Source organism: Pseudomonas sp. GM79 (assembly GCF_000282495.1).
Classification (GTDB): Bacteria; Pseudomonadota; Gammaproteobacteria; order Pseudomonadales; family Pseudomonadaceae; genus Aquipseudomonas.
Window position 1 is genome coordinate 113,780 of record NZ_AKJE01000029.1, and the last position, 11,829, is coordinate 125,608.

Sequence of the window (11,829 nt, forward strand, 5' to 3'; positions counted from 1 at the left end):
CGGTGATTCAGGCCAACGAAAGTCTGGTGTACAACGGCGACTTTGGTGAGTCGCTGAGGGGATGGACGAGGGGGGCGGAGAATCCAAGAGGGGTGAGTGTCAAGCTGGATACTTATGAAGGTGAACAGATCCGTTACTTGATGGCCGTCCACCAAGGCTCGGCCAGCCAGATTATCGACGTTGCGAAAAGTCAGCGCGAGGATGTTTACTACACCTTGAGTTTTCTTTGCGAAAACACCGCTGCCTTGGTTGGCACCTTGAGCGTCAGTGTTGAAGGCGATACCGGACGGGAACAAACCATCGAATTGACCCCGACCGCACAGCGGAACAGTCCGCTGGATTTCATTCCGGAATCCTATGATGTCCGGTTGACACTGCCTTTGGAGCAAGCTGACCGGATTCGCCTCGCTATCTTCAGTCCGGAAAACCCTCCAAACGACGAAGTGTCGGGGATCAAGATCACCCGCATCCGGATCGACCTGCATCTGGGGCCGCTAGAGCTGCAAGGTCTGATGCTGGATGAGCAACAACTGCCCGCCGCGCGTCCGCTGTACCTGTGCCTGGGGGCTTCGGCCAGTCTGGCGCACAGGTTCAGTTGCACGCCAGTGGCTGATAATCCCTGGCTGGACACCAAGGCGGCGCTGGTCAGTGACGATAACCCGCAAGGGGCGATTATCGCGCAGCCCGCAATGGGGGTTAATCATCCCCTGGATGATCAATGGATCTTGGATTGCCCGTTGATCGAAGGTGATGAACCCCATCTGTTCACCTTGAACCTGATTAACCGCTACACCGCCGACACCTATCCGATCCAGGCGTCATTGGGGCATCACCGTCTGGTGTTTCGTGAGCGTCTGGAACCGGCGTATTTTCCGGTGCTCGAGTACGGGCAAAGCGTGCGCGTGGGCGTGCAGGTGGCGTCGTATTACACCGGCCAGGCGCTTGGTGGAAGGACGGTCAACTGGGGATTAAGTGGCCAGTCACGAACCACGGCTGTGGTCACGGATGACGAGGGGTGGGCGTATTTCGAGGTTCAATCGACCTTGGTCGGTGCAGGTGTGTTTGTCCTTGAGGCTTCGGTGCAAAGCCCGTATTACGCAGGCGGCGTGGTGACTGAGGAGATGCAGGTGCATGTGCTCGCCACCGATCCCTGGAAAACCGTGTTGGCGGTGGTTGAGGGGACATCGACCTTGTGGCCCGAGAAGACCGGCTATCCCAACCGCGGATCGACCTACCATCTGGGCTTGGGATTACCCGCTGACAGCCCTTTGCACGGCACGGAAGTGGCACTGCGCTGGGAGGGGGATTTCTCTTACGAGCAGTTAGGTGTGCAGGTGCAGCCTGAACTGGAAGAGCCTGTCCCCGTGGGAGCAGCGGATCTGTCGTGGGATCTGATTTGTGCGGATCGGCTCGACGGTCGCTTCCAATTGCAGTTGGTGTGCTCGAAATTGCTGCTGCCTTCAGAAAAAAAACCGATGTCGCTGGCGCGCAATCAGGTGCGTATCGGCGAGGTACAGGAAGCCAACAAAGTTGCGGTGCTGGATGAAGGCGACAGTGTGTTGTTGCGGGTGCAGGTACTGCATGAGCTGAACGGCGGACCGGGTGATCCGGTGAACAACGCCTTGGCGGACTGGATAACGCCGGATGGCACGATCCCCACCGTTACCGGTGCCGGTGGCTGGGCCAGCGTGCTCTACCGGCCGACACGGGCCGGCGATCAGGTGGTGACCGCCAGGGTCAGGGCCCATGCGGAGGCGGTGGCCGTAGATCACTCATTTGATGTGGAGGCACTGGCCACCAGTCCCTGGAAAAACCAGGTCGTCATAACGCTCGACAATGTGGCAGTCGATCTCGTCGAGTTGGGGCTGCTGTGCCGGCGGGGAGCAGTGCACACCTTGAAAGTCCTGCCCATGGCCAGCAGTTCCCTGCTCAACCAGCCGGTGACGCTGAACTGGCGAGGTGTCCCTCTGTCCATCGGGCTCACCATCAGCGATATCGGCACACCCCGAACGTTGGGGGCGCAAGGCCTGGAATGGACGTTCAGCTCTCAGCAGGCTTCCAGCTTCAGCCGTCTGTTCACCCTGCAATTGTCCAGCCCGGTGCTGCAATCGCCACGGGATCTGGTCGGTCGTCTGATTGCCTCGGATCTGGCGGACGAGCTGTCGGTGATGCTCGATCAGGTAGCCGCCACACCAGGTGACACTCTATTTCCTTGTCTGAGGGCCGAGCACGCGTTCCGGCTCTTGCCTAATGCCTTAAGCCCACTGACAGGGCTGGATGTTGAGCTGGATTGGCAAGGCACGCCGGTCGATGAGTTGCACGCGAGTATCGAACCGCCGCTGGGCATCGTGCAGCGTTTGAGTGATGGCGGCGTTTCATGGGCCCTGGATTTCACCTCAAGCTCAATCGATGGCGAGTTCTCCCTGGCGCTGCAATTGCCCCGACTAGCGGGCATCACCACGGCCAATCCAATGCACCTGGGCCACAACAAACTGCGGATCGTGGCCCATCGGGAGGCCGCCGTAGATCCGGTCATCGAGCAGGACACTGCCTGGCAGTGGGTGAAAGTAGTGTCGGCGTTCAGCGGTCAGCCGGTCGCGCAGGCCGAGGTGATGTGGACGGCGCAAGGGCAATCCTTGGTCGTCGCCAGCGATGAACATGGCTGGTCAGGTTATGCCTTCGCCCCGGCCCGTGCCGGAGATCATCCTATTGAAGCCTGCGTGCTCAGTCGTTTTGACGGTTACGAGGAACAGCGTTCTGTGTCGGTCACGGCGCTGGCGAGCGATCCCTGGGCAGGCGTGCTGGTACGTTTTGATGGTCGGGCCGCACAACCCTGGGGTGGGCAGACGTACTTTCCACGGCGCAAGGGTGAGCACCTTATCGAAGTCCTGGCCGAACAAGGCAACCCGCTGCTGGACCGGCAGTTGACCCTTGGCCTGACGGGTACCGGGCCTTCGGCGCTGGGGCTGAGCTTCCAGGGGCCCGGGCTCGGCGTGCCACGCTGGTTTTCCAGTGTCGGTTTGCAATACACCTTTAAGTGCGGTGATTTGAAGGATGGCGGTTTCGCCTTGCGCCTGGCGGCCGAGCGATTGGCCAACCTGTCACCGGCCAATGCCATGTCGTTGGGGGTGGGGTCGCAGGTACTGGACATCAGCGCGAGTGCCAATGTGCATCAGGTGCTGGACTGGGAAGAGGAACTGGTCGAACAAGTGACGGTGCTCTCGACAACCACCGGTAAGACCATCGTGGGGGAGATGGTGACGTGGTATCACGCGGATCTGGGCCGCGTGACCAGCCAGACCGATTTCTACGGGGTGGCCAGGATCCGTTTCCGGCCGCGCACGCCAGGCGCGTCTGTGCTGATTGCCACTGTAGGGGATGAGCTGCGTTCTGTGTCGGTTTCGCTACCGTTTACCGTGAACGAACCTCGGAAAATACAGGCGCTGGTCAGCCCGCAGTCAAGCGGTTATCCAGGGAAGGAGGTCTCGGCGACGGCGACCGTGGTTTCCGCCAGGACAGGCGAACCGCTGTCGGGCGTGGAAGTGATGTGGGAATACACGGGCGTCTCGCTTGCACCGACGATGACGAATGCTGATGGAGTGGCAACGGTCTTGTTCAAGCTTCCTATGAAAAGCGATGCGTTGATGGCCAGTGTGCGGGGGGGCGTTGGCGGGTGGGATGTGGCGCAGTTATTGATTACGGTGTTGGCGGATGAGCCTGTTCTTGAAGACATCAACAGTGATACCCCAACGATTCGTCTGGGTGACGATGTGATCGCTTGGGTAAAAGTGGTGGGTCGCAATGGCGGTGTTGAAATGGAGAATGTTGAGGTTACCTGGCGTTTTCCAGATCAGGTGTTGCTGCCTTCATCATCCGATAAGAATGGAATCGCAAGCGTCACGTTCAAGCCTGACAAGCTTGGAACCTACGACCTTACTGCGACGCTGGAGAGCAGTAACCCGAGTTCCGTTGCACGGGTCACCATCATGGAAGCGTGGCATGTCGAGATAACGGAGCTAACGCCTTCGGGCGGATATTATTACCTTATTGGGGGATATCCTACGGTTCGAGCCATTGTTGCTTCCAAATTTACTCAGCAGCCTGCGCAAGGAATAGAAGTATTTTGGTTTAGAAATGGAAATTCGGCGGCACCGGCGACACACACCAATCTGGATGGTTTGACTAGCAAAAACTTTGGGCCTCTCGCCGCTGGAGTGACACGTATTCGTGCTCAGGTGAGGGATCCGCAGGGCAATGTTCTCAGTGAAAAATACTGTGACCTGATCGCTATGAATCGCCCTTGGCCAGTGAATCAATGATGGTTTCGTGAATGAGGCTGTGATCGAAGATGGCGGTGATGAGCTGAGTCTCTGGTGTTTTGTCATGAAGTCTCTCTAAAACACCCCAGCCCGCTTCCAGCTCAAATACCGCGTCACCATCTGCGCGCCCAGTTCACTGGGCCGGGCATCCAGCACCGGCACTCCATGAGCACGCAACTGCTCATGGAGTTCGGCTCGCGCGTTCAAATACTCCACCGTGCCGCAATACGTCAGGGCTTCAGGCAAGGTTTGCACGGGGGCCTGGCGCAAGTGGTCGAGCACCTCTTCGCGCAGGCTGACCACCAGCACTCGATGTTGACGGCCCAGGCGTTTGACGGCGGTGAGCAGTTCTTCGTCGTCTTCGTCTCGCAGGTTGGTGACCAGTACCACCAGTGCCCGGCGTTTTTGTCGGGCCAGCAGCTGGTTGATGGCGGCTGGGTAATCGGCAGGGCGTTGTGTGCTGGCCAGGTCGTAGACGGTATTGAGCAACACGTTGAGCTGGTCTGTGCCCTTGACCGGAGCGAGGTAGCGTGGCGAGGCGCCGGCGAAGGTACACAGGCCCACCGCATCACCTTGACGTAGCGCGACGTAACTGAGCAGCAGGCAGGCGTTGAGTGCATGGTCGAAATGCGACAGTTCACCGTCCTGGCTGCGCATGCGCCGGCCGCAGTCGAGCAGGAACATGATCTGTTGATCGCGTTCGTCCTGATACTCCCGGGCAATTGGCGTGCGTTGGCGCGCGGTGGCTTTCCAGTCGATCTGACGCAGGCTGTCGCCTTCTCTGAATTCCCGTAACTGGTGAAATTCCAGGCCCAGACCACGGCGTTGACGCTGACGCACGCCGAGTTGACTGAGCCAGTTGTCCACCGCCAACAGTTGGCCGCCGTAGAGGTGGGCGAAGTCGGGGTAGACGCGGGTGTGGTGAGTCAGGCTCAGAATGCGTTTGTCGAGCCACAGACCCAACGGACTTGGCAGGCGGATTTCGCAGTGTTCGAAGCTGAAGTGGCCGCGCTTGAGCGGGCGTAGCCGATAGCCGATGTGGCTGCGCTGGCCGGGTTGCAGCTCGACTGGCAGTGGCAGGTTTTCGAAACTCAGGCTGTCCGGTACGTGGTCGAAGAGCTGAATGCTCAAGGGCTGGGCAAGATCATGCTCGACCTGCAGCCGTACTTCGCTCCATCGACCGAGCGCCAGGCTGCCAGGCATATGCCGTTGCACACGAGGCGAGGGCAGACGTTTGAGGCGGATGGCGTCGAGTGCCGCCAGGGCCAGCAGCGCCAGGAGCAATCCCCAGTTGATCGATAACAGGCTGGATGGAATGGCGATGTCCAAGGCTCGCAACGTGCCCAGCACGATGCCGATGGCTAGCAGGGCCGCGAGCCAGATCAGTAGAAGCCGGGACGGTTTCATCAGCGCACACCTTTTGTGGCGAGGGAGCTTGCTCCCGCTCGGCTGCGCAGCAGTCGTAGAACCGGTAGACGCGTTTTACCTGACAGTACGCGTCGACTGGTTTTGGGGCTGCTGCGCAACCCAGCGGGAGCAAGCTCCCTCGCCACAAGGAGGCGTCGCATGACTGTGGTCACAGCCGCGGTGCCGGCACTTGGTCGAGCAACTGCCGGAGCACCTGATCGACTTCCAGCCCTTCGATGTCCAGCTCCGGGGCAATCCGCACCCGGTGGCGCAACACCGACAGCGCGCAACCCTTGATGTCATCCGGAATCACAAACTCGCCACCGCGCAACAAGGCCCGGGCGCGGGCGCAACGTACCAGCGCGATTGAAGCGCGTGGCCCGGCGCCCAGGGTCAACCCCGGCCAGGTTCGGGTGGTGCGGGCCAGGCGCACGGCGTAATCGAGTACCTGATCGTCCATGGGCAGATCACTGGCAATGCGTTGCAGGGCCAGCACGTCCTTGGCTTGCAACACGGTGCGCAACGGTTGCACGTCGAGCATGTCGGCCCGGGTCGAGCGGCTGACCTGGCGCACCATGTTCAACTCCTGCTCGGCATCGGGGTAGTCCATGCGCACCTTGAGCATGAAGCGGTCGAGCTCGGCTTCCGGCAACGGGTAAGTGCCTTCCTGTTCGATGGGGTTTTGCGTGGCGAGTACCATGAACGGTTGCGCGATCGGCAGGGCGCGGCCTTCGAGGGTGACCTGGCGTTCCTGCATGGCTTCGAGCAGCGCCGCCTGGGTTTTCGCCGGGGCGCGGTTGATCTCGTCGGCCAGCAGCAGGTTGGTAAACAGCGGGCCTTTGCGCAGTTTGAATTGCTCGGTTTGCAAGTCGTACACCGCGTGCCCGGTGACATCACTGGGCATCAGGTCCGGGGTGAACTGGATGCGTGCGAACTCACCGCCGAAGCAGCGGGCGAGGGCGCGCACCAGCAACGTCTTGCCCAACCCCGGCACGCCTTCGAGCAGCACATGGCCGCCGGCGATCAGGGCGGTGAGCACGTCGTCGATCACAGTGTTCTGGCCGATCACGGCTTTTTGCAGTTCCGTTCTTACCGCTTGGGCCAACTGACTGGCGCGCTGGCGCTGCTGGGCGGCGTGGGTCTGTGTGCCGGGATCGATCTGTTCAGTCATAAGGCGTTCCTCAAGGTTTGCAGCTGGGCGACCTGACGGCTGAATTCAGCGCTGGGCAGCCGCTGCTTCGGTCGCGGGCTCATGGCCTGGCTGATGGCGCGTGTGGGTTGGCCACTCAGGCGTGCGAGCACCAGCCATTGTTCGGCAACGCCGAGTTGTTCAAAACCGGGATGACGGTGACGGACACGGCGCAGGATGTCTTGTTGCAAGGCTTGCAACAGACTGTGCTGGCCGTTGCGACGCAGCATGAAATCGGCGCTGGCACGCAGGTGTTCCTGAAGTTGACGACGTGCCCTTGGGGCAGGTTCGAGCAATGGGCCGTTGCGCACGCCGACGTGCCAGAACCCCAAGGCGATCAAGGCAATCAGGGCCACCAGAGCTTGTGGAAAGTTGCGCCACAGCAAGGTCAGCAGACTGTCGTGATCAGTATTGAACAGCAGGGTCACGTCTGTGTCGGCCGTCAGGTACCACAGCAGCCAGGCGTTGTCGTACTGGTCGATAGCCGGGGTTTTCCAGAGGTCGGCGTCGGTGACCACGGTGATCGAACCCAGCCCGTGAGTCAGTTGCATCATGTGCGTGGCTTTGCCGCTGTTGGCCCAGGCCTGGGCGAGGTTTTTCGGATCGTCGAGATGGAACGCAGTATCGAAGCTGACGTAGGCTGGCGCCTCTTCGTTTTCCAGGTACAGCTTGGTCAGTTTCGGGTAGGGATCGTCTTCAGGATCGGGCGGCGGCTCCTTGAGGTCTTTGCTCAGGGACTGGTGCACCTGCACCCGGTCGAGCAGCAGGTCATTGCTCTGACCGGTCTTCTCATCCCACAGGGCTTCGGCGACGAACAAAAGACGTCCGCCGGCCCGGGTCCAGTTCAACACCTGATCCACCTGTCGCGGCGACATGTTCGACCGTTCGCCGAGCAACAACAAACTGCGCTGATGAGGCTCGAGCGTCGGCAAGATGTCGAGGCTGTTGGCATGGCTGACAGTCAGGCCCTGTTTTCGCAGAAAATGCTCGGCCACCAGATAGGGGTTGGCCTGGGCTTCGGGGGACGGGCCGTGATCGATTTCTGCCTGATAGGGTATGGCCTTGAAATACAGGTAAACACTCAGCGCACACACTAGCAGGGCGATGAACGCACCGACCGAAAGCCACAAACGCCGGTTCAACGGGCCGCTCCGGGGCCGAATAACGCGCGCCAGCCGTCACAGAGTTCCTGCTGCAAATGCGCCGGTGGCAGGCGATGCCCGTAGGCCATGTTCTGCCAGTGCCCTGTGAGGTTTTTACTGAAGGCCAGCAAGGCAGGTTGTTGCAGTTGTTCGACCCGCTGAAGAACTTCACCTTCGGTGTCGGCGGGCTTGAGCGCCATGTTGAAATCGTGCAGCAAGTGGCTGAGCAGGGCGCGATAGAGCAACCCGAGGGCTTCACGGGGATTGCTCTGCCAGAGGCTTTCGGCGCTGGCTGCGATGTCGGCGGGCAGGGTTTCGCGGTTGAGGTCCAGGCCGAACGCCTGCTGCGGTAATGGCCGCGCGACTTTGCGGTTTAACGTGGGTCGACGGCTGACAAAGGCCTGCAGCCAGTCGCGGTAATACCAGATCAATAGCCCAATGGCGCCGATCACTGTGCCCCACAGCAACACTTCGATCAGGTTGGCCAATACGCCAAAGCGTTGGCTATCCAGCAAGCTGAACAGCGCCTTCAGCCAAGCGGGTGTTTGACCCTCGTCCGCGTTGTTGGCAGCGGGTTTGTCTTCGCCAAAACGATAGCGCGTGACCGTTTCCTTGTTCTTGAAGGGGGGCTGATCGAGGATGGTCTTGATGCTGTCCCGAGATGCCTGACTGGTCAGTGGTTGCTCCAACAGGCGGGCAGATTCGGGTGAAGTATTCGGTTCGGCGGCCCAGCCACTTTGCGCCGTCGGCACCAGCAGCATCGCGGCCAGCAGCAGCGTGACGACCGTGCTGGTCAAGCGTTGGCGCAATCGGCGAAACACCAGTTCGATATCCCAGGCTTCCAGCCGCGTGCGTCGGTTCAGATAAAGGCTGAAACCGCAGGCCACATAGATCGGTTCCCAGACAATCAGCACCAGAACGTAAAAGGTGTTGGTCAGGTGTTCCAGCCAGAGCCAGTCTTGGGTGGCGGCGGTAATCAAGGTCTGCCAGCCCCAGTCGAGTTCGACCTGTTGCGGCAAGAACATATAGAACAGCACCATCAAGCCGATCCACAGCGCGGTTTCCAGATGCACGCCGATGATCGTCAGCCATTGGGCGGCACCCGCGTTGCGCTGCAGCAGCACGCGCAAACGTTGTTGGCGTGCTTCGCCCTCCAGACCTTCGAGTTGCACCACCGGCATCAGAAAACTGCGGCTCAGGCTCAGGCGACGCCAGGTCAGGCTGGCCAGCAATTGCGGTTTGAGCAGGCGCGGCCATTGGCGCAGGGCCTGCTTCAGTGTGGGCGTTTCGCCGAACATGGCTTTGGACAGGATGTACAGCGGCAGCCGATCGAACGCCGGTTTGAGCCACCAGAACAGGAACACGGCGAGGGAGGGCGAATCCCACAACAGCAAGGTGAGCAGGGTGAAGATCGGCAAGGTCACGATGGCCCAACTGGTCATCAACAAGCGTCGATGGCGCTGACCCAGCAGCACGCCCAGGTCCATGGCTTCCCAGGTCGTGCGCGGGCGGATCACCACACTGGCATCACTCAGGCGCATGGCGAGTCCGTCCGGCGAACAGTAGATAAATCGCCACCAAGCCCCAGAGCGCCGCGCCGACCAGGTATTTGGTCAGCGGCGCGAGCCCGGTCCGCGACGACCAGTAGGCTTCGATAAACGCCGCAATCAGCAGAAACAACATGACCCCGCAAATCAGCAACACGCTCTTGCGCGCCGCCAGCTGCAGGGCTTCGGCGCGAGGCAAACGCCCCGGCGCGATCAAGGCCCAGCCCAGTTGCAGGCCTGCGGCGCCGGCCAGGGCAATGGCGCTCAATTCGAAGGCGCCATGGCCGATCACGAACGACCAGAAGGTTTGGCCATAGCCGATGTACGTCAGGTGCCCGGCCACCGCACCGATCATCAACCCGTTGTAGAACAGGAAAAACGCGCTGCCCAGGCCAAACAGCAAACCGCTGGCGAAGGTCTGAAAGGCGATGCCGATGTTGTGCATGATGTAGTAACCGAACATTACCCAGTTCTCACTGGCCGCCCGTTCGGCCGAACGTCCCAAATGACCGGCGACGGGGTCGTACATGCTTTGCATCTCACTGACCTGTTCGGCCGGAATCAGGTTGTAGACCCGTTCCGGGAACAGATAGACCAGTAACGCGAAGCCGATCAGGCTGCCAAAAAATATCAGGCTGGCGGCCAGGACGAAGCGCCACTGTTCGCGCACCAATCGCGGAAAATCGGCGAGGATGAAACTCAACACGTTGGCACCCAGTCGACTGCTATGCCGATAAAGCTGTTGATGCCCGCGCAGGACCAGTTGCTGCAATGAGTCGATCAGGAAACTGCTGTAGCCGCGCTCCTGAGCCAGGGCCAGGTGTTGGCAGAGCCGTCGATAATCGCTGGGGAAACTGGCGACTCCAGAGGCGTCCTTGCCGCGTTCCAGCCGATCAAGCATGAGTGCAAACTGCTCCCATTCGGCACTGTGGCGACTTTCGAAAAGGCTTTGCTTCATGTCGGGCCCAACAGGCCACGGGCGATGCCGTTGAGTTCGGCCACCGCCTGCGGCTTCGATACCTGCAACGGTTGCGCGAGTATCGAGGCGAGCTCATTGGCCCGTGCCTCGGAGAGTTCACCCTGGCGCTCGGCAAACCCGAGGATGGCGCGCTGCTCGGTCAGCGTCAACGCGAAGGCTGCGCGCCGCGGTGGGACATCGGGCAGTTGCGGTCGGGTGAGCGGTTGTTCGCGGTAGATCACCAGCGTACCGGCGGCCAGGTCGCCGAGGCGTTTGAAGGTGGGATGTTGCAGGCAGCTGATTGCTCCGAGAAAGTAGCCGAATGGCAACATGTCGACAAATCGCAGCAGGTTGCGCAGCAAGGACGCGGACCAGCCGATCGGCGTGCCATCGTCATGCACCACGCGTAATCCCATCCATTGCTTGCCCGGCGAGCGGCCCTGATTGAGCACCTCGAACAGCACCATGTACCACCAGCTCACCACGAACAGCAGAATCGAACCCAGCCCGGCGCCGAGTTTTCCGAGAAACGCCAACACAATGAACAGCAGGCCCAGCATCACCCCGCGCAGGCCCAGGTCGATGGCGAACGCCAGCGCACGCACCATCAACCCGGCCGGGCGCAGCGGCAAGTCGATGCCTTCGGGCGTTTCGACGTGATACCGCGTGTCCAGTGGCCGGGACAGCGTCGCTTTCCCTGGCAGTGCTGTGGTGTCGAGCATGGGCAACCTTGATGTGGCCTGGTCCGTCGGATGCTAGCAGCCTCTCGGGGGAAAACGACATAACTATGTATTGCACGGTGCGTGGTCAGAGGTGATTGAATGACAAGATTTCTGGTCGGGGCGGCATATGTGCGCCTAGACTTCGCCGGTCTTCAGTTCAGGAACAGCCCGTGACCTCGATCTTCTGGTACGACTATGAAACCACTGGCATCAACCCCCGTTGCGACCGTCCGCTGCAAGTGGCGGGGATTCGCACCGACTTCGATCTCAATGAAATAGACGAACCGGTCAACCTTTATTGCCAGCCCAGTGACGACATCCTGCCTCATCCGGCGGCGTGTGCGATCACCGGTATTACGCCCGCGCGTCTGGCCGAACAAGGTTTGAGCGAAGCCGATTTCATGACACGGGTTCATGCCCAGCTCGCGGCGCCCGGCACCTGTGGGGCGGGATACAACACGCTGCGTTTTGACGACGAGATGACCCGTTACAGCCTGTATCGAAACTTTTTCGACCCCTATGCACGGGAGTGGCAGGGGGGGGGG

At 60.6% G+C, this 11,829-nt stretch carries 8 protein-coding genes; 2 read left to right on the forward strand and 6 right to left on the reverse strand.

All coding sequences use genetic code 11. The features are described from left to right. Positions 1–2 precede the first annotated feature (2 nt). Positions 3–4,319 (forward strand): hypothetical protein, encoded by a 4,317-nt coding sequence (locus PMI36_RS21375; RefSeq protein ID WP_157214939.1) that lies wholly within the window; start codon positions 3–5, stop codon positions 4,317–4,319. Between the two features lie 75 nt (positions 4,320–4,394). On the opposite strand, the gene PMI36_RS21370 is transcribed toward PMI36_RS21375, so the two are convergent. The 6 genes from PMI36_RS21370 to PMI36_RS21345 all read right to left on the reverse strand — a co-directional run bounded on the left by PMI36_RS21370 (position 4,395) and on the right by PMI36_RS21345 (position 11,284). Next, on the reverse strand, positions 4,395–5,726 hold the full coding sequence (locus tag PMI36_RS21370; RefSeq protein ID WP_008069638.1) for a DUF58 domain-containing protein: 1,332 nt from the start codon (positions 5,724–5,726) through the stop codon (positions 4,395–4,397). Positions 5,727–5,895: 169 nt separating this feature from the next. Further along, on the reverse strand, positions 5,896–6,897 hold the full coding sequence (locus tag PMI36_RS21365) for an AAA family ATPase (protein WP_008069640.1): 1,002 nt from the start codon (positions 6,895–6,897) through the stop codon (positions 5,896–5,898). Beyond that, entirely contained in the window at positions 6,894–8,057 is a 1,164-nt protein-coding gene (locus tag PMI36_RS21360) for a DUF4350 domain-containing protein (protein ID WP_008069642.1), read from the reverse strand. Before PMI36_RS21360 ends, PMI36_RS21365 begins: the two co-directional genes overlap by 4 nt. Then, on the reverse strand, positions 8,054–9,598 hold the full coding sequence (locus PMI36_RS21355; protein ID WP_008069643.1) for a DUF4129 domain-containing protein: 1,545 nt from the start codon (positions 9,596–9,598) through the stop codon (positions 8,054–8,056). The genes PMI36_RS21360 and PMI36_RS21355 overlap by 4 nt, the downstream gene beginning before the upstream one ends. Continuing rightward, positions 9,585–10,562 carry a stage II sporulation protein M gene (locus tag PMI36_RS21350; RefSeq protein ID WP_008069645.1) on the reverse strand — a complete coding sequence of 326 codons (978 nt, stop codon included), beginning with the start codon at positions 10,560–10,562 and terminating at the stop codon, positions 9,585–9,587. Before PMI36_RS21350 ends, PMI36_RS21355 begins: the two co-directional genes overlap by 14 nt. Beyond that, positions 10,559–11,284 (reverse strand): RDD family protein, encoded by a 726-nt coding sequence (locus PMI36_RS21345; RefSeq protein WP_008069647.1) that lies wholly within the window; start codon positions 11,282–11,284, stop codon positions 10,559–10,561. Before PMI36_RS21345 ends, PMI36_RS21350 begins: the two co-directional genes overlap by 4 nt. Before the next feature lie 170 nt (positions 11,285–11,454). Between PMI36_RS21345 and PMI36_RS21340 the strand changes: the two genes are divergently transcribed. Next, positions 11,455–11,829: exonuclease domain-containing protein (locus PMI36_RS21340; RefSeq protein WP_008069649.1), on the forward strand; the 375-nt coding region annotated here is incomplete at its 3' end.

Bases quoted from the DNA above. Each gene is read 5' to 3' on its own strand.
- PMI36_RS21370 (WP_008069638.1), bottom strand. From the start codon at position 5,726: ATGAAACCGTCCCGGCTTCTACTGATCTGGCTCGCGGCCCTGCTAGCC.
- PMI36_RS21365 (WP_008069640.1), bottom strand. From the start codon at position 6,897: ATGACTGAACAGATCGATCCCGGCACACAGACCCACGCCGCCCAGCAG.
- PMI36_RS21355 (WP_008069643.1), bottom strand. From the start codon at position 9,598: ATGCGCCTGAGTGATGCCAGTGTGGTGATCCGCCCGCGCACGACCTGG.
- PMI36_RS21350 (WP_008069645.1), bottom strand. From the start codon at position 10,562: ATGAAGCAAAGCCTTTTCGAAAGTCGCCACAGTGCCGAATGGGAGCAG.
- PMI36_RS21345 (WP_008069647.1), bottom strand. From the start codon at position 11,284: ATGCTCGACACCACAGCACTGCCAGGGAAAGCGACGCTGTCCCGGCCA.